This window comes from Paraburkholderia sp. (genome assembly GCF_050742655.1).
Taxonomy (GTDB): Bacteria; Pseudomonadota; Gammaproteobacteria; order Burkholderiales; family Burkholderiaceae; genus Paraburkholderia.
Genome location: NZ_JBOIGG010000001.1, coordinates 366572 through 383495, shown reverse-complemented (window position 1 = coordinate 383495; position 16924 = coordinate 366572). Strand labels below are relative to the sequence as shown.

The window sequence follows — 16924 nt, the reverse complement described above, 5'->3', positions numbered from 1 at the left end:
GACCATGCAGCGAACCCTTTCGATGATTGAACGGCCCGCGCCGACGCCTCGCGCGTCAGGTCGGACTGAGCGATGACATCAGCTTAGCGTCGAAGCGGGGTGGTTAATCGGCGGAACAGCGTGGGGTTTCGGGGTCTTTTTGGCGGGCAGGCGAAGCCGTCACCATTGCGGTGAATCTGGAATGGGAGCGGCCAATCTGGTGTTCACGAACTTAACAAACTCGCCAACGAGAGGCAAAAATCTAACCTTCTCATCACATTCTCGTTAGCGATTTTTCATTCCCTTCAATTAGCTTTACCTGGCCTTTAATTTGCTCTGAGTGGGCTCCTCTTAAAGGAGACCACTGATGATCAGACGTTGGAATTCCGGGGCAGCTGCCTTGCTTCTCGTCACGATGCTGGCCGCCTGTGGCGGCCACGATGACATCACCGCTTCGCATACCTTGCCAGCCACGCCTGCTCCGATCCCGGACATGCCGGCGGTCCCGGTTCCCGCGACGCCCGCTCAACCCGCCGCACCCACTCCGGCGAGACCGGCCTCTCCGGCTGAGCCAGTGCCAAAACCCGTCGCGCTATCGGCTGCACGTTTTCTGGGTACCGCGCCATCGGTGGCGAACGGTAGCTACGGTGCGTCGCCGGGACTGTCGTATGACTTTGGGAGGTTGATGGTTAGTAGCGATGCGACTCTTGTTCGCGGCCACGCCCTCGTTTACCCCGCTCGAATGCAAGGCTGGGTGCAATATCCGAAGAGCGCTCCCGACGGGGCAACTCATAAGTACCCAGTCGTCGTTCTGCTTCACGGCATGCACGGTGCAGGTGTCGATAGTTTCAGGGGGTACGACTATCTGGGGGAGACCCTCGCGACGAATGGCTATGTCGTCATCTCGATCGATGCCAACGATGTCAATGCCGAACAGCAAGGGCTTAAAGGTGACATCACGTCGACTGCTCGCGCCCAGCTCGTCCTTGCGACGCTCGATCACTTCTTCGACGAGCAGATGATAAAGACCGCCTACCCCGACCTCGCGGGCAAGCTCGATCGCGACCGCATCGGCATCATGGGGCATTCGCGCGGCGGCGAAGGCGTGGCCGACGTCGTGGCCATGAATGGGCACCGGAGAGGAATTAGCCTGCAGGACGTGCGCACGGCGGCAACCGACAGCAATGCGAATGCGGATCTGAACGACGCTGCCATTCGTACGCTATTCGCAGACGGCTACTATCAGACTCTTCTCTGGGAGAGGATATACGCAACGTTGTCCTGGGTTACTGAGGGCAACATTAAGCAAGCCGTTGCGCAAGCGCTGCCCGCCGCTAAATCGGTGCCCATCGACATGTCGTTGCGCGACGCGGCCGTCGCGACGTCCGGTGTGGCCGATGCAGCACTGAGGATCAAACTCCAGGAAGCCCGCGTCGAACTCGCGCCAGGCGTCGAGGGTTCGACGCCACCGCCGGTCTACACCTTCAAGGGTATGTTCGCACTGGCTCCAACGGACCTGGTGAATGCGAAAGCGCAGCCCAACGTGCCGCTCGCAACCCTGCTGCCGTCGTGCGACGGCGACGTCTGGTACTACATGGGCGCACGGCTGTACGACACGAACCGATTCAGCAGCGAGGATGATCCCGCACCCCGCTATCAGATCGTCGTGCGCGGGGGCGATCACAACTGGTTCAACACGACCTGGACCTATGACACGCCGGTCATCCCGACGCCGGATGTGCCGACACAGGACGATTCTCACGAGCACAACCAGAATGACCTGTATTGCCAGATTGCCAGTAAAGCGGTAAATCAAGCCGGTGTCCGGGCGCCAACCAGCACGCCCGCCGAATCCATCCGTCTCACGGCCGCCGATCAACGCAAGCTCGGCATCTTCGTGATGGACTCGTTCATGCGCTACTTCGTCGGCGGTGAGCAGCAGTTCGCGGCTTACTGGAGCGGTGCATCGCAGGTGCCGAAAGCGTCGTGCCGCGCGGGTAAGGACACCTGCGACGACGACGTCCTGCTGACCACCCAGCGTCCTAAAGGTCAACGTGACCGTGTTACGGATTTTAGTCAGTACTGGTTGTCGGCAACCGCAAACGTCATAGTCAATCCGCCGACGAAGAGCACGTCCCTGTACACCGGATTCACCTCCGCTGTCGCGTGCGAATCGTTCTATTCGGCCAAGATTTTGCCTCTCGGCAACGACTGCTGGTCCGCAATCATGCCGAGTTCACATTCGACATCGTTCCTGACGATTGGCGACAGCGGCTATGGCGGCGGCTACGACTCCACACTCCTGATGTCCCCCGCCGACCACATGGAACTTGAATGGAACACCGCAGGCGCGTCCATCAGGACGAACCTCGCCGCAGCCAATCCCGCCGGCCTGTCCGCAGCGAACGACGACACGCTCACCTTCCGCATCGCGAATGCGCAGACGGAGGCGCAGGAGGTCCGCGTCACATTGTCGGACGGCCTTCATCCCGACGTCACCGTCGATGCGAGTCGCTACAGCGATGCGCTCTATACCCAGGTCCCGCATCGGCCTGCATCGCTACCCGCCAGCGACGTGACGAACCGCATGCTTCTGAACATGGTCGGCATCCCGCTCGCAGCATTCCAGGGGATCGATCCGGCTCGGTTGAAAACGCTCACGCTGACGTTCCCGCAGGCAAGCGGCACCATCGCAGTGACCGATGTCCAGTTCCAGAATCTCAACCGCCGATCGGCAATGGTTCAGTAATCTCGCAGCACGTATCCGCGCGACGCCTGGTCTTCAGGGCGTTCGCGCGGACGTACTCAATCCGTCGACGACCCCGCAATGATCGTAAGCCGCTTCAAACCCGACACGTAAACGCTGAACAGGAACACGCCCCACCATTCCATGCCGTCGACGAAGTAATCCGATACGTCGGGCAAGCGGTCGCTGCTCCAGTCGAGAATATCGACGTCAAATCCCGGTGGCATCAGAAAACCGCAGATCTGATCGAAGAGCACCTGTACTTCGCCATAGGGCGCCCGCAACTTGTAGGGCGGATCGGTGAACGCAAAGGCAAACTGTCCGCCGGACCCGGCGTCAGGTATCGAACCGCCACCCGAGATGATTTTCCTGTCGCCGATATCGACGAATCGAGGGTTATGGAGTTCCTTGCCTCCCTCGATCTTCCAGTCGCCGCACCGGATCAACGCCTTTCTGTCGAGGTCGTACCAGTCACCGAAGAACTCCCGCTGGGTAATCCGGCGATAACCGATCGACCGCAGCGCGTCAGTATTCACGGTGGCTATTTCGCTTAGCGTGGAGCACATCGCCGCGGCGATCTCGTCCTCGGTCCCTTCCGCCTCTTCGAACACAATGAATTCGAGCACGCCGCCAATCTGTTGCAGTCGGCGGAACATGGGTGGGAGGGGTTCGAGCTTCTTCATGCGGCTATTTTACGGACCGATGCGCGGTCAGCCGACCTTCGATGCGACGTTTCTGCGTTCGCGCCGGCAAACCGGCGGCGCGTATCGTTCGACTTGGTCGCGACGAACGAACGCACAATCACGCCGTATGGAAGGACGGACCCTGTCGCGACGGCATTTTCCAGCGAGCGGTCGTGTCAGTCGAAAAGGGATACGGCATTTGTCGCATATGCGCTCCGTCACGCGGGCTGTCTGCTGAGAGCAGTCATTCTTTCATGCACGTCGGGCCGTAGCCACCCGATCTTGCCCAGCAAGCCGGCCGCCGCGGCCCGTGGCCAGGGTAGCTCGTGGAAGTCCTCACAGATCTTCATGAAGTCATGGGCCTGCAGGTGGTGCAAACCTAGCAACTGCTTTGCCAGTACGCCGAGCACGGCCGGCTGCTCCTCGGGGGCCAGTTGAGTGAGATCCTCGACGAAACGTGGGAGACCGTCGTAAGCCAGCACGTCGTCCGCGCTGGCGGCGACCTTTGCCGCAGCGCCCCCCTTGGCGTCCATCATGCGTGCGAGATAGGGTCCGCGATCTTGCACCGGCCAATTTTCGGTCTGCCTGAACAGCTCGGTTAGCGGCTCGAACGGGGATTCGCATTTCTGTGCCGCATCGAACAACAGATCGAGGGTGGCCGCCCGCTGTTCACGCGGAACAGCTGAGAGCCTGGTGCACAGAACAGCGAGCGGGCCATGCCGATGGCTGATCGAAACCGAAGCCTCCAGTTGATCGAGATCGCGGCTCACCGCCGGCAGGCTCCGTGCGCGTGGGGCGTTGTCTGCTCTGGTAAGCGACTCGACGACGGCCGTCTCGTGGAAGACCCCTGCCAGCGTGCGGCTGACGTGTTGCATCTGCTGCGGATCCAGATTCATGTGCAATAGCACCTCGACTGGTAACCGTTCGAGGGGAGCACCGTTCGTCGCAACGGCGTTTGCCGTTGCCGGTCCGGGCGTTGCGGCCGGATGACTGGCATCGTCGGACGGACGATCGACGTTCGCATCAGGCGGCGGAACGTTGCGAAGAACGGCGCTTGCCCGTTTGTTGACCGCGCTGATGTCACGCCGGCCGCGCTCCGCATGCGCGTTTGCGACGCCGGGCGGCAGCGGCCGGGCGGGACGTTCTTTCAGATACAGCAACGCCGGATTACCGTTCGCTGGAGGAGTCGACGTCGTGTGCGGCTTGCTGGTGCTGGCCGCCGCTGCGCTCGTCGACGCCTTGCTGTCCAGCTCAGTAGATCGGAGGCGTTTCGATGCGTCGAAGGAAAGCATGGACAGTTCGGAGATAGGGCAAGGGTGTGTGCAGTCGATCAATTCCGCGCGATAACGACGCACTGGGACTGATTCGCTCCGATCGAAGTTCAGAAGCACGGGTAATCGAATGTTCGAATCCGAAGGCTAGATGATCGGGCCAGGAGGAGAAGGTCGATCGCGAAGGCAGGTGCGGAAAACGGAAGTGACAGGCGCATGGGCCCGTTTGTGCGGCCATCAATCGGGCTGCAAGGAAGGAAGCGCTTATCTTTGCCGTGTCGTGGATTGTCGCCGTAGCAGTGACTGCACTTCCGTGTGCCGCTCTATCCTGGATCGCGCGAAAATACGGCATCAGTTGTTGGCTCTTTTATGCGCTCTCAGGAATTGCCCTCGGAATACTGGCCGCGCTACTTGATTTTGGGCTATACGATCACTGGTACGGCGATCCACAATCTGCCGGCACTCGTCGGTGACCAGACCGCCGAAGTCTTGCTGAAACGTCGCGGCCGACCGGCGACGCCAATCGATCAACACAAGGTGCATACGTCGATTCGCCTCGATCCCGACTTGCTCGACGCATTCAAGGACACGGGCGCCGGCTGGCAATCACGCATGAATGACGCCCTGCGCGAGTGGGCGAACTCGCATGGCATGCTTCGCGGTCGGAAGCACGCTTAAGAGCTTGCACATAGCACGCAGCAACCCCAATTGATTGCTTACCGCGGCGATCCGGTCTATCAGACCGTGACGGCAGCGTGGCAAAAGGCACAGAAGCGAGCCGGTACCCGCGACTTCCGCTGACACGATCTGCGCCATACGTGGGCGAGCTGGCACTTGCGACGCGGTACACCTATCCAGGTGCTCAAGGAACTCGGGGGATGGGAAACGATGGAAATGGTGCAGCGATATGCGCACCTGTCGGCCGATCATCTGTCGCAGTGGGTGCAACCGATGACGGAGGTGCCGACGAAGCTACACCTAGCTGCGCTTTAGGTGCAATTTAGGCGTAATTCGGAGGGGGTGGGAATGGGAGAAGTTGCCGAAACCCTTGTCAGGGTTGGTGCGCCCGGCTGGGATCGAACCAGCAACCCCTGCCTTCGGAGGGCAGCGCTTCAACTTCAACGTAGCCCGCCTGCTCAACACAGTAAAGGCGTTCAGCTCACGCATGGTCGCTCGCCTCCGCAACCAACCACACACAACAGCTACAGCGTGACCACTCTCTACTTGTCCCGATAAGCGCGCACCATCACGCCATTCCACCCGAAAATAACGCTGTAGTCATCCGCTCGAAAGACGGTCGCACAATTGTCGCTGTCAAGCAGCGTCGCTTTCGATGGCAGCTTGAAGTCGTTCAGATAAGCGTCGTAGTCAGCCTTCAATCGAGACGCAGTGTCCACCGCATGCACAACAAAACCTTTACTCGGCTGACAATGGTCCCCATCGAAGTCGATCGCATTGGGACTAATGGTCAACGTCTCGCCAAGCAACCTCTTTGCTACAGGGGTTCCGCCAGAAGTGCCAGCGTATCCGAGAACATCCTCCACAACCCACTTGCCCTGAAAATTCCCGGTTGACGACCCCTTGGCACCTTGCGCGACACACACAGTCACACCAAGGCACAACGTCATTCCGATGAAAACATGACGAAGCATCACTGCGCCCCCGAACGGAACGGCGCGGATTCCCGAAGCCGCCGGTTCATCAGCCCGCGACTCATCCGCTGCGGGCCTATCTGCCTGCCGCTGCGATCACGCGGAATAATGATGATGTTCTGCATCATGTGATGCGCGACGCCGGCCATGTCGCCCTGATTCGCCGGTCGCAATGTCAACGCAGTATTCCTTCTGGTGGAGTTATATGCGAAGGACACCGCCGCATCGAATTGTGCCTGCGTCAGCTGCTGGCCCGTCACAATCGACCGAACCACAACCTCAGCATCATGAACACGCGCCTCTAGCACCCCATTCGCCTGTTCCGGTGCCACCGCGAGCCGCATCTCTTCCGGCGTGCATGGCCCGAGATGCGCCAGCGTCCCGATACCCCAAGTGCAATTCCCGTTGACGGGCGCATCGTTGTAGTAGTGCATCACTACGCCTTCATTAAAACGCAAGGCCGCGTACCCCGCCTGGCTCATGCGCATGCTGTCGTTAGCACCTGACATTTTCCGCTCCCAAAACAGCGGTCTAGCATATCAGCCCGCCCCACGTAACCGGCAACTACTCACTTTGATAGGGACCCGTCCGCCAGCATAGTTAAAAAAGTTAGCGGCCCTACGGCTCAACGCCGACGATCACCAGTGGCACGGCAGGAATCCCACGTCCTTGCCTCAAAAGGTTATATAACTCACTCTCATAGTAACCGACGCCTGACGACATTTCGACCTGCAAGCTCTTCATAGGTAAAATTTCTATGCCTAGGTCGATAACATCCCCGACAAAGAACGCCATATGTTTTACAAACAAGTCATACGCTACAAATGAGTATTTCCCAAATTGCACTTCTACGGCAACCCGATCTTTAACAAAATCGGTTTGATTATAAGACGCGATTGCTTTACCACCTGCACTTTCAATTTCCACCCTCTGAGCCGCAGCAGGCAAAGTCATGGTCTTTCGAACGAGTTTAGAGTCTGAAGTTACCCAATAAGACGTTCTCGATTCGGCCCAACCATGCTTCTCAAATCCATTCTTCAATGCCTTATTTAATTCCCTTGGAGCGTAAAAAAGTTTACCGAGCGTCCGTTGCTCTTCTGATTTTTTCACCTTGTGCGCTGGCGCATCAACTTTTTCAATAACATCTTTAATTTCATCCCAAAGATTTGGCTTATGAACCAAAAGATATTCGAGACCATTCAAATGAGAATATGTTTCTACTATTCTCATTAATGACCACCTCTCGGCAGAGTAGGATCATATACGGGCTTATTCATTGGCCGGGTTGCCAGTTCGCCAGATTTCAACCTATTTACGCGCTCCCACGCCACATCAACATATTCCGGCACAACATCGCAACCAAGACCATTCCTACCATTTTTCACGGCTGCAACAACGCTTGAACCGACGCCCATATACGGATCGAAGACTGAATCACCAGGATTCGTCATTGACAGAACCAGCCGCTCCACAAGTTCAACCGGAAACTGACACGGGTGTGCTGTCTTTTCAACGTGATTATTCTTCACATTTGGAATAATCCATAAATCCCCCGGATTTTTTCCGAGCGGATTTGAAGAAAGTTGGCCGGCCTTTGGTCCCTTATAATATCGTTTATTAGGATATTTTGACGGAACCCTAATAGGATCCAAATTAAATGTGTAATTGTCTGTTTTTGTAAACCATAAAATGGTCTCATGTCGACCGGAAAGTCGGTTTGTGCAATGCAACCCGTGCTCAAAGTGCCAAATTATCCGATTCCTCAGCTTCAGACCATGATCTTTAAAAACGTGATATAGCACCATGTCCAGAGGAAATACCTCACCCTTTTGGACGTGATTTCCCACTTGCCAACAAATCGAACCATCAGAACTTAAAAGGCGAACGCACTCTGCTATAACCTGCGCCTGCGATTGAATATAGTTCTCGATGGATGCACGCTTCTCGTATGACTTACCGATGTTATACGGAGGCGATGTCACTATCAATTTTTGAGATTCCGCCGGAAGATTTCTCATAAAACTGAGATTATCCTCACACGCCATGGATACATCATGGAAATTATTCAGCAATGAAATTTTTTTACTCGTGCGCATTTGATCCTCTCGAAATCTACTTCGAGATTGTAGCGGAAACGGTCAAATATGCCAGGTGATCCCATCCCCGCTGGGACGGACGCGGCACCACGCAGCCACCAAGATCAGGAGCCAAAATCGACAGCCGCGTGGACGTTCCTGACTCCTCAGGTCACGGGAAGGAGTAGTTGCACAGCCGAGCGGCCCACGTGCGGCGCCAAGTGCGCGTATCGCTCCGTCACAGTAATGGACGAATGCCCAAGCAAATCCTTGACAACGTACAGCGATACGCCGCTCATGACCAACCAGCTCGCAAACGTGTGCCGCAGATCGTGCACACGAAAATCGGCGATGCCGGCACGACCGCAGGCAGCGCGAAATCCATTCTGAACTGTAGTAAGTCGCGATCCTGACGCTACCGCAAACACCCACCGAGCACCCAGCGCGTAGCGCTCCACCCACTCACGCTGTGCCCTTAAAACAGCAATCGCTTCGTCGTTGAGCGGCACAACTCGTCGCCGGCGATTTTTCGTATGCTCTGCCCCGAGGACCAACGCACGCCGCTCGAAGTCCACACGCGACCATTCGAGTTTCAGCAGTTCATTCTTCCGGCAGCCAGTGTGCAAAGCCAACCTGATAAACGCAACTAGGTGCGGCCGACGGGCGAAACGGCCCGCAGCCTCTATCAGTGACCGAGCCTCTACGCGATCAATCCATCGCACTCGGGGCTCACTGCCAGCCAGCCCGAGACTCTGGACCGGGTTCACCAGATCCGCCCTGTCATGCTCCAGCCGCACGTAATTGATCGCGGCCGAAAATAACTTCAGCTCGCGTTTGATCGTAGATTCAACCACACCGTCCGCCTGCCGCGACATCACGTATCCACGCACGTCCGCACGCTTCAGATCAATCAGGCTACGACCGCCAAAATACGGCTGTAAACGCTTGAGCGAGTACAGATCCCGCTGCCTGCTGCGGTGTTTCTTTTCAGCCAGATAGATGCCAACCACATCTTCGAAGACCATGCGCGACGCACTCCACACGTAGAGACACCACGCGGACTAACGTCAAATGAAGCGGTAACTTAAGAAAATACCCAAACCGCATAGCTAATTTGACGTGTTCCCCGTCGCCATCCAGAAGACCCCTATGCCCCCATTCCAGAAGAACTGCGCACCGTCGCACGTGCCACCGTTGCCAAGCACGCATTCGTGCGCGGCCGCTACCGCATCGACCGCCCCATATTCCCGGCCGAGCTCGGCGTATGTCGTCAGCTCCGGCAACACGATGCCCTTGCTCGTCCAGTAGCGTTTCTTGTTGAACGTCGAGTCGTCCGCCTCTTTGCCGACGTACTTCGCGATATACGTCGCGATCCGGTGGCGCATCGCACGCCCCTTGCCCCCCAACCGACGAAACAGCCACGCCTTCTTCTTGTTACCGATGCTGTCATTCACTGCGCCGTCAGTGCCCGACTTGCGGATGACCGATATCCAGATCGAACGCAGTAGTTTCCAGTCCTGCCGCCCGTTGACCGCGACGTGGATATGCCACGAGCCACGCTGCTGACGCTCGAGCACCGCCACGTAGTGAAAATCCTTCATCCGGTTCAGCCGTCGACGGAATGCGTCCCACCACGCAGCCCACACTTCGACACGCGTTTCGTTTGCTCGCGTCGAGAGCGTCAATAAGCGATCGGCGCGAATCGCCTTGCAGCGCTTGCGGATCATCCGACGCGATCGCTCCACAGACGTTTTGAGCGACTTCTCCGCCTTTAACGTCATGTCTCGCTCAGTCCCATCCTCCAGCTGCTTACGCTCCCCACGTACACCCTTGGGCATCGCACGCATCGCCTCAAAGTGTCGCCATACCCGCGTACTGAATGCCACGACCTCCTGCTGACCGTCATCAAATCGTTGAGTGCGCACGACGTATTCATCCCAGCAGTTCGCGTCAATGAAGTCGGGCAGCGTGTCGCCACGCAATAGCGCCTCATGCCGCGATTCAAACGTGCTGTATTCCGCCTCCCAGCTCTCGCGTGATCGCACGTTCGAACCGTCATACCCGACAACGACACCATCGACTACAATAGCGTTACTCACGTTGGATACCTCGTATATCCGATGTTGGTCACCGCCCGGGATCGACGCCTATCGATCGCCGGGCCTTTCTTTTTCTGTCACATTCCAACCATTTCCAAGTGCTACGGTTGTCGCTCTCCCAGCGTCATATCACCCCGATATGAGCGCCTTATGCCCTGTCCGCCTCGAGCCCGACAGGGCATTTTTTAAACTCTCCGTTACCCTGCAAACGCCCGTGGACAAGCCGTTTCCGTTAAGTGTTAGAGGTACAAGTTTAGGGGCGCGCTTCGCGCGCCCCGCCGCTGCGGCCTCCGGCTTCGCTTGCGGCGTGCCGCGCCTCGCACCCCTCCACTACGACTACCCACACCCTGCGAACGCCGCCAAGGCCTTGCATTCGCGCCGACGCGGTACACAACCGCCCGCAACAGCGGCTTTCCAGTGAGAGGTTGCCAGCCCAACCGCAGCGCCTGCGTTCACCGCCCTCGGTGCTACCCGCTACTCGGTCCGGCGGGCCGCGCTGAGCCGCGCGATAACCGCTTGCACTTCGCAGCACCGCCGCAGCTGTCCATCGCTCCGACCACGCGCCGGACACTCCCAACGCTAGACGCCGCACACACGATGCCCCGCGCATGCGAACTTGAGCTACCCCAAGCCGCCCCTTAGAATTCAGTGCATTAAAAACGGGGGCTGCGATGCAACTTCAAATTTCCGAATACGGGTTCGTGACACTCAGTCAGTACGGCCCGGAGCGAAACGGCGAAATCATCGTCCGCTGCGACGAGCATTCCTGTGAAATCGTCAAGTCAACAGTCAAGAAGGAATGTCACGGTCACTGGCGCACTCACGACAGCGCATTAAGCGTACTGAGCGTCAACAGCATCGTCCTGTTCAACACCCTCTACGAACTCAACCGACCCTACGCTCAAAAGACAAATCAGGCAGGCTCAAGCGCCCCAACCTGACATGACTCATCCCGGGTTTCATCATCCGCAACAAGGGTATCGAACAGCCCTTCCATTCGCTGCATATCGTCGAACGAAGCCTCGCCGCCCATCGTATCGCTCCACACGCACACCGCGCCCAACGCACGCGCCTTCCAGACCGCCCGCTCGCCAACGTCCTGCAAGTCTCTGTACGCAATCGCGCAAAACGTCAACTGCGACTCCGTTACAAACGTCAACATCTCGCGCCACGACCTAACCGATTTCTCGTTACGCGTAACGCCAGTCCGTTTCATGATCCGTCCACAATCATCCAGAACACGCAACGCCAATCCCGCAAGCAACGCCGATAAAAACGAACCCATGCATACCAGCCCCACGACCACACCCAGCAACTGTTCGAGCGACATCGACGCCAGCGCCTTCACACGCAACCCGCCAGAATCAGGCAGATGCATAAACCCCACATCAAAAAGCCATAACGGCCCCAGCACTGACACAACGAACAGCACGACACTGGCAAGCAACTGGACACGATCATTCAACACCACCGCCTCCCGCCAACTTCTCAATTTCGCCAACATAACGCCCTCCGATCAGATTTTCTGAACCTGCAACACGAGCACAACCTCAGTGCGCGCCTTCGACCTCGTATGCCCACCAAGAAATGCGGGCAGGAACCGCTCACGACTGTTCGATACCGTGTCCGAATCCTGTATCAGTCCGCCGAGCACGATCACTTCACCGTCGCGCAGATTCGCCACGGTCTGCAACGAGCGCGTGTTCTTTGTCGGACTGCTGTTCACGCCCGTCGTCGTGCTCACGAAACTGGAGATCTCCTCATCGACGTTCAACTGGATCACGTCCTGCATAACGGTCGGCGTCACGTTGAAGATCACCCCCGCGTCCTGATACTGGATCGACTGCACAGGTGTCCCGCTCGTGCCCTGGTAGCTGATGCTTGATATCGTCGGCACCTGCTGCCCGACATTGAGCTTCACCTGCTGCCCCGACACGCACCGCACGTTCGGCGACGACACTTCGTGAAACCGCGAATCCGCGTTCAGCGCCGATATCGCGAAACTCAACCGGCCCGCACCGAACTGCAACGCGTTCGAGTCCGCTGCCGTCGACCCCTCCCCCACCTGCAGCCCGACACCGAGCAGCTTCGACGCGATGCTGAACCCCGAATTGCTGTTGTCCGTGTCGCTCACTTCATAGGCCCAACCGCGCACCACGACCTCGCCAGCGGCCGTATCAAGCTGCGGCAACAGCGCTTTCACCTGGGCGACGTCACTCGCTGTGCCGGCGAACACGAAATCATCCGCGGTCGACGCCGACGCCGCGGCGGATGCAACCGGAGCCGATGCGGCAACAGGCCCACTCGCACCCGTCGCAGCATTCGTCCAGGGCCGGTCCGCAGGACGCACCGCTATCTGTTGAGCCATTGACGCAGAGCTACTGCCCGCAAACAGCGGCACAATCAGCCCCGACAGATACGCAGCGCTACGATGCAGTGGGCGGTATACGTAGGTGACCCGCTCGACCGCCTTCGCGTCCGCCTTGCGCGTCACGAAATCCACACCATCGCGCGTGTCGACCTTGAAGCCCTGCGAGTCGAGAAACGCCACCACGAACGAGCGCAGATCACCGCGCGAAGTATCGAACTGGAACGACACCAGCCGGTCGTCCTGCAACACGTCCGACGCAATCACGTGCGGCACTTTCAGCCCCTCGTCGTACAGCAGGTCAATCACCTGTCCCACACCAACGTATCGAAGATCGAATGCGCCCGAATGCCCCTTCCGGTCGAGCGGCCTACGCGTCGACGTATCGATAGGCACCGCCACCCCCATCGATGCGGGCAATGGTGGAATGGGCGGAATCGTTGGAACCGGGATCTCGCTGAATGCAGCACGACACGTGCACGCCAGCACAAGCACACACGCCCATCGCATCGCACGCATCATTTGCGCACCTCTTTATCCGACGCTGTACCGGTCCATCCCGCCACGCGAACGCCGTCCGCCTCACCCGACGTATGCACCCCGCCACCCGCATAGCCGTTCGAATCCTCAACCCGCAGACGCCCCGCACCGTCCGCCAGCACGACATACGAACCGCCATCGAGCAGATACCGGCCCGCCACACGCCACGACGGAGAAGCCGCGCGACCACCGCCACCCGACGACACCGGACCCGACGCTGCGACCGCTGCCCCACTCGCACCACCACCATGCGAACCCACACCAAAGCCACCACGCACACCATGAAACGCAGCCACCCCAAACACCACGACCGCAATCAACGCGACCGGCAGAATAAACAGGGCTTTCGGTATCACCGCCTTCTGTTTCGTGTGAATCTCAGCACTGGTGTACAGCTTGAAGACGTCGCGCGGATACGCCCACATCGTCTTGACCGCATCCCGCAAGCTCGCGACGTTATGACAGTGATCCCACTCGTACAGCATCGCGCGATTCATCCCGAACAGCTTGCGCACATGCACATGCCGCCCCACGAGATCGCGGACTGTTTTGTTGATACGTTGAGGGTGCTGCGTGATGAGATAGAAGTCCACGCCGAGGTGACGGTGGACGTGCAGCTTTTCGATATCCTCGCTAACCTTCACGCTAACCGACGTCGGCGGCCAGATCCGTTGTGCCTCATCGATCACGATAAGGTCGTTATGCGCGCGATGGTCGAACCACTTGCGCAACCACGGTTCGTCAACGTCGACGTGATCGATTGCAAGATCCCTGATGCCGTCGACCATCAACTGACGTCCGGCTTTCTGTTCACGCGCAATCGACCATACGGTATAGAGCGTTTTACCGCTCCCTGGCGTGCCTGTAATCAGCGTGATCATTTGATGAAGAACCGCTTCATTGACGACGCGCCCGCCATTGCAACCCGCGCCGTAAATGCGCCGACGATGTACGACGCACCCTGCAAAAAGCCACCCATTGCGAGGATGTTCGCCATGTCGGCAGGCAGGCCGCCTACCGCATTCGTGAGCCACGACACCGCCTGATTCACCGCGAGATCGACACCGGTCACCGTGATGATTCCGACACCCAGCGCGATCAACCCCTGAATCACCAGCGGACCGATGATCGACATGAGAAAGGCCGCGAGCGTCATGACCTGATCCCCGCAACGACGATCAGGCCCGCAGCCAGCGCACACAGTCCGATCACCACAGGCGCAACACCCTGCGCGAGCCTGCACAGCGGATCGTATGAAAGCGCGTAACTCACACCGAACATGGAGAACGTCACCGGCAACGGACACACCGGGTTCGACGGACCACCCACCGACACCGGGCTCAGGCTGATACTCACGCCACTCGCGCCGACCGCACCAGACGCCGCAGAGCCGAACTCCGCACATCCGACGGTGCCCGCATCGGCGCCCGCGCAATTGCCTGAACTGGTACCGCTACCGCCCGTACCTGTCCCGGTGCCAGTTCCGGTGCCTGTTCCCGTCCCTGTGCCTGTGCCCGTTCCCGTTCCCGAACCACCGTCCGCACCGCTCGCCGGAGTCGTACCGGTACCTGTGCCAGTGCCCGTACCGGACCCCGAACCACCGCCCGGAGAACCCGGAATATACGTAGGATCGGACGCCCCTCCAGCGCCCGCCGCATCGGACGCCCCAACAGGATCATTGCCGCCGGAACCGCTGTCCGGATCGCCCTGAAGCGACGCGTCGCCGTCCTGCGTGCCCGAATACGCACACGACACGTCATAGGTCCCGGACGCATTAGGCGTCTCCGACACGACACATCCACCACCCGCCGACGACGGAACAAAATTGTCGGGGTCCTTGACGGCGACCTCGCAACCGTTCTGGTCGGCAACATACGACGTCTGCCCCGACCCGTTAAAGCCCGAAGACCACGTCGGTGTGGCGGTCGATGAACTCGTCGGTGCTGTACCCACAACCGGCCAGACCGTTTCGCTCTTACCCGACGAACATGCAGACACACCAGGACCGGTACAACCCGGATATCCATCGGAATATGAGGGATACGGAAGCCTCTGGACAGGAGCACCCGGATTGTTATTTGCCTGGCAAAGATACGCTGTCACCGGAGATGAAGGCGGCACCATCAAACTACCCTGGCTCGACGCGGTATGTACCCGTGACACCGAGCAATCCGCCTGGATATACACGTACGTGTTACCGGTCGTCGGACAGTTCGGCGGCGTTGTCGACTGTGCATGAACCACGCCACACCCCGCGAACACCAGCAACCACATCAACCAGCCAGCAAGCCTTCGCATAACGCGCCTCACGCCTCAGAAAAACAGGATCACGCCGACCGACCAGCATGTCCCCGCGATAATCAGTACCTCTATCCAGAAGCTCACGACTGCTACCCCTCTGACGACGAATTGATGAAGTTGCGCAGCACGCGGAACCCGTACGCCAGCCCCATCACGCCCAGCACCGCACCGCCGATCTCTGCACCCACCGGCACACCGCTACCCGACGTATCCGACGCACTCCCGGCCACCACCAGCGCAGGCGCGACCTGCAACGCCATCGCGTTCCCGCTCGCATCCGTGCCGCACGACACCGGCACATCGTTCGCCATGACGTAGGCAACACCACTCGCACCCACAGGACCGCACACCACGGCGTTCAACCCGAGCGCCGACGTCTGCGCACCCGCCACCATCGACACGCACCCCACCGCAAGCGCCACGACCACGCGAGCCACGACGCCACCGAGCCACCGCCATTCGCCCCACGCATCCCGCACTACGTCCATTGCGCCCTCACATAAAAAAACGGCGATGCCCGGATCGAGCCAGACACCGCCGCACTACACACAGCAACCGCTAGCGCGAGATCAACGGCCGCCGAGGAAGCCCTTCACCGTCTTGAAGCCCCACGCGACCGTCACGATGGCCAGCACTGCGCCGCCGACGTCGATGATGATCGGCGCGACACCGTTGATCGACGTCATGATTGCGCCATCGTTGAACGCGGGCGTCGCAGCCGTGGTTTGTGCGAATGCCGCGACCGATGCACCCGCCGCAACCACACCTACAGCCGCCTGCTTCGCGACACCCTTCACTGCTGCAACCACCTGTTTCAATTGCATGAACATCGTTTTTCTCCCTGATTACCTGTCGGCCCGTTGATTAGGAACCGTCCGATTGGGCCAGCTTCGAACGATTCAACTTCTTCGGCGGATCGCGACGCGCAAATACCGCTGTCACGAACGCCACACCCTTGCAGACCAGATACACGGCAAGCAGCATGTTCAACACCGCCAACTGCGTCGCTACGTGTTCCAGCGCGTCAAACGGAATGCTTTGCATCACCACTCCCCCATCAAGCCGCCGAGCAGATCGAGCGCGCGCCAAGCGAACTCGAAGTCATGTCGACGGATCGCACCTAACAACGCACCCCGAAGCCAGTCAGGCTCCGGACCCGGCTCCGCGACCGACCCCATGCACTCGATACACGAACACGTCCAGCTCACGA

Annotated in this window: 19 protein-coding genes, 1 tRNA gene and 1 pseudogene; 4 read left to right on the top strand and 17 right to left on the bottom strand. The window is 59.0% G+C overall.

Going from position 1 to position 16924, the window contains the following annotated elements; all coding sequences use genetic code 11:
• The first annotated feature begins 346 nt into the window (after positions 1 to 346).
• Positions 347 to 2728, top strand: coding sequence for an alpha/beta hydrolase family protein (locus tag ACREXZ_RS01660; RefSeq protein ID WP_431762266.1), 2382 nt, complete (start codon positions 347 to 349; stop codon positions 2726 to 2728).
• Between the two features lie 56 nt (positions 2729 to 2784).
• On the opposite strand, the gene ACREXZ_RS01655 is transcribed toward ACREXZ_RS01660, so the two are convergent.
• Together ACREXZ_RS01655 and ACREXZ_RS01650 are read right to left on the bottom strand one after the other, a co-directional pair.
• Positions 2785 to 3408 (bottom strand): hypothetical protein, encoded by a 624-nt coding sequence (locus ACREXZ_RS01655; RefSeq protein ID WP_431762265.1) that lies wholly within the window; start codon positions 3406 to 3408, stop codon positions 2785 to 2787.
• Positions 3409 to 3626: 218 nt separating this feature from the next.
• Positions 3627 to 4700 (bottom strand): hypothetical protein, encoded by a 1074-nt coding sequence (locus ACREXZ_RS01650; protein ID WP_431762264.1) that lies wholly within the window; start codon positions 4698 to 4700, stop codon positions 3627 to 3629.
• A gap of 294 nt (positions 4701 to 4994) precedes the next feature.
• On the opposite strand from ACREXZ_RS01650, the gene ACREXZ_RS01645 reads away from it, so the two are divergent.
• Positions 4995 to 5357, top strand: coding sequence for a BrnA antitoxin family protein (locus tag ACREXZ_RS01645; protein WP_431762263.1), 363 nt, complete (start codon positions 4995 to 4997; stop codon positions 5355 to 5357).
• 39 nt (positions 5358 to 5396) lie between these two features.
• A pseudogene (locus ACREXZ_RS01640) lies at positions 5397 to 5672 on the top strand (tyrosine-type recombinase/integrase); the annotation flags it as partial.
• A gap of 65 nt (positions 5673 to 5737) precedes the next feature.
• Here the strand turns inward: ACREXZ_RS01640 and ACREXZ_RS01635 are convergent.
• The 7 genes from ACREXZ_RS01635 to ACREXZ_RS01605 form a co-directional block, all read right to left on the bottom strand.
• Positions 5738 to 5811, bottom strand: a tRNA-Arg gene (locus ACREXZ_RS01635).
• An 88-nt stretch (positions 5812 to 5899) separates the two neighbouring features.
• On the bottom strand, positions 5900 to 6331 hold the full coding sequence (locus ACREXZ_RS01630; RefSeq protein ID WP_431762262.1) for a hypothetical protein: 432 nt from the start codon (positions 6329 to 6331) through the stop codon (positions 5900 to 5902).
• A complete protein-coding gene (locus ACREXZ_RS01625; protein ID WP_431762261.1) occupies positions 6331 to 6840 on the bottom strand; it encodes a lysozyme in 510 nt (169 codons plus the stop codon). The genes ACREXZ_RS01630 and ACREXZ_RS01625 overlap by 1 nt, the downstream gene beginning before the upstream one ends.
• Positions 6841 to 6949: 109 nt before the next feature.
• The gene (locus tag ACREXZ_RS01620; RefSeq protein WP_431762260.1) at positions 6950 to 7561 is read right to left on the bottom strand and encodes a BglII/BstYI family type II restriction endonuclease; all 612 of its coding nucleotides are present in this window, start codon (positions 7559 to 7561) and stop codon (positions 6950 to 6952) included.
• On the bottom strand, positions 7561 to 8427 hold the full coding sequence (locus tag ACREXZ_RS01615) for a DNA-methyltransferase (protein ID WP_431762259.1): 867 nt from the start codon (positions 8425 to 8427) through the stop codon (positions 7561 to 7563). Before ACREXZ_RS01615 ends, ACREXZ_RS01620 begins: the two co-directional genes overlap by 1 nt.
• A 146-nt stretch (positions 8428 to 8573) precedes the next feature.
• The gene (locus tag ACREXZ_RS01610; RefSeq protein WP_431762258.1) at positions 8574 to 9431 is read right to left on the bottom strand and encodes a tyrosine-type recombinase/integrase; all 858 of its coding nucleotides are present in this window, start codon (positions 9429 to 9431) and stop codon (positions 8574 to 8576) included.
• Between the two features lie 84 nt (positions 9432 to 9515).
• Positions 9516 to 10388, bottom strand: coding sequence for a rolling circle replication-associated protein (locus ACREXZ_RS01605; RefSeq protein ID WP_431762470.1), 873 nt, complete (start codon positions 10386 to 10388; stop codon positions 9516 to 9518).
• A 788-nt stretch (positions 10389 to 11176) separates the two neighbouring features.
• Between ACREXZ_RS01605 and ACREXZ_RS01600 the strand changes: the two genes are divergently transcribed.
• A complete protein-coding gene (locus ACREXZ_RS01600; protein WP_431762257.1) occupies positions 11177 to 11446 on the top strand; it encodes a hypothetical protein in 270 nt (89 codons plus the stop codon).
• Here ACREXZ_RS01600 and ACREXZ_RS01595 read toward each other — a convergent pair.
• The 8 genes from ACREXZ_RS01595 to ACREXZ_RS01560 all read right to left on the bottom strand — a co-directional run bounded on the left by ACREXZ_RS01595 (position 11419) and on the right by ACREXZ_RS01560 (position 16758).
• Complete coding sequence (locus ACREXZ_RS01595; RefSeq protein ID WP_431762256.1) at positions 11419 to 12009, bottom strand: hypothetical protein; 591 nt, start codon at positions 12007 to 12009, stop codon at positions 11419 to 11421. The two genes, ACREXZ_RS01600 and ACREXZ_RS01595, sit on opposite strands and share 28 nt — an antisense overlap.
• A 12-nt stretch (positions 12010 to 12021) precedes the next feature.
• Positions 12022 to 13191, bottom strand: a complete 1170-nt coding sequence (locus tag ACREXZ_RS01590; RefSeq protein ID WP_431762255.1) for a type II secretion system protein GspD — start codon at positions 13189 to 13191, stop codon at positions 12022 to 12024.
• A gap of 200 nt (positions 13192 to 13391) precedes the next feature.
• The gene (locus ACREXZ_RS01585) at positions 13392 to 14294 is read right to left on the bottom strand and encodes a zonular occludens toxin domain-containing protein (protein ID WP_431762254.1); all 903 of its coding nucleotides are present in this window, start codon (positions 14292 to 14294) and stop codon (positions 13392 to 13394) included.
• Positions 14291 to 14569 carry a DUF2523 domain-containing protein gene (locus tag ACREXZ_RS01580; protein ID WP_431762253.1) on the bottom strand — a complete coding sequence of 93 codons (279 nt, stop codon included), beginning with the start codon at positions 14567 to 14569 and terminating at the stop codon, positions 14291 to 14293. The genes ACREXZ_RS01585 and ACREXZ_RS01580 overlap by 4 nt, the downstream gene beginning before the upstream one ends.
• Entirely contained in the window at positions 14566 to 15411 is an 846-nt protein-coding gene (locus ACREXZ_RS01575) for a virulence factor TspB C-terminal domain-related protein (protein WP_431762252.1), read from the bottom strand. Before ACREXZ_RS01575 ends, ACREXZ_RS01580 begins: the two co-directional genes overlap by 4 nt.
• Before the next feature lie 392 nt (positions 15412 to 15803).
• The gene (locus ACREXZ_RS01570) at positions 15804 to 16202 is read right to left on the bottom strand and encodes a hypothetical protein (RefSeq protein ID WP_431762251.1); all 399 of its coding nucleotides are present in this window, start codon (positions 16200 to 16202) and stop codon (positions 15804 to 15806) included.
• Between the two features lie 81 nt (positions 16203 to 16283).
• Positions 16284 to 16544, bottom strand: a complete 261-nt coding sequence (locus tag ACREXZ_RS01565; protein ID WP_431762250.1) for a major capsid protein — start codon at positions 16542 to 16544, stop codon at positions 16284 to 16286.
• Positions 16545 to 16578: 34 nt separating this feature from the next.
• Positions 16579 to 16758 carry a hypothetical protein gene (locus ACREXZ_RS01560; protein WP_431762249.1) on the bottom strand — a complete coding sequence of 60 codons (180 nt, stop codon included), beginning with the start codon at positions 16756 to 16758 and terminating at the stop codon, positions 16579 to 16581.
• Between the last annotated feature and the right edge of the window lie 166 nt (positions 16759 to 16924).

Coding starts and splice junctions, on each gene's coding strand:
- ACREXZ_RS01660 (WP_431762266.1), top strand. CDS start 347: ATGATCAGACGTTGGAATTCCGGGGCAGCTGCCTTGCTTCTCGTCACG.
- ACREXZ_RS01655 (WP_431762265.1), bottom strand. CDS start 3,408: ATGAAGAAGCTCGAACCCCTCCCACCCATGTTCCGCCGACTGCAACAG.
- ACREXZ_RS01650 (WP_431762264.1), bottom strand. CDS start 4,700: ATGCTTTCCTTCGACGCATCGAAACGCCTCCGATCTACTGAGCTGGAC.
- ACREXZ_RS01630 (WP_431762262.1), bottom strand. CDS start 6,331: ATGCTTCGTCATGTTTTCATCGGAATGACGTTGTGCCTTGGTGTGACT.
- ACREXZ_RS01625 (WP_431762261.1), bottom strand. CDS start 6,840: ATGTCAGGTGCTAACGACAGCATGCGCATGAGCCAGGCGGGGTACGCG.
- ACREXZ_RS01620 (WP_431762260.1), bottom strand. CDS start 7,561: ATGAGAATAGTAGAAACATATTCTCATTTGAATGGTCTCGAATATCTT.
- ACREXZ_RS01615 (WP_431762259.1), bottom strand. CDS start 8,427: ATGCGCACGAGTAAAAAAATTTCATTGCTGAATAATTTCCATGATGTA.
- ACREXZ_RS01610 (WP_431762258.1), bottom strand. CDS start 9,431: ATGGTCTTCGAAGATGTGGTTGGCATCTATCTGGCTGAAAAGAAACAC.
- ACREXZ_RS01600 (WP_431762257.1), top strand. CDS start 11,177: ATGCAACTTCAAATTTCCGAATACGGGTTCGTGACACTCAGTCAGTAC.
- ACREXZ_RS01595 (WP_431762256.1), bottom strand. CDS start 12,009: ATGTTGGCGAAATTGAGAAGTTGGCGGGAGGCGGTGGTGTTGAATGAT.
- ACREXZ_RS01585 (WP_431762254.1), bottom strand. CDS start 14,294: ATGATCACGCTGATTACAGGCACGCCAGGGAGCGGTAAAACGCTCTAT.
- ACREXZ_RS01580 (WP_431762253.1), bottom strand. CDS start 14,569: ATGACGCTCGCGGCCTTTCTCATGTCGATCATCGGTCCGCTGGTGATT.
- ACREXZ_RS01570 (WP_431762251.1), bottom strand. CDS start 16,202: ATGGACGTAGTGCGGGATGCGTGGGGCGAATGGCGGTGGCTCGGTGGC.
- ACREXZ_RS01565 (WP_431762250.1), bottom strand. CDS start 16,544: ATGTTCATGCAATTGAAACAGGTGGTTGCAGCAGTGAAGGGTGTCGCG.
- ACREXZ_RS01560 (WP_431762249.1), bottom strand. CDS start 16,758: ATGCAAAGCATTCCGTTTGACGCGCTGGAACACGTAGCGACGCAGTTG.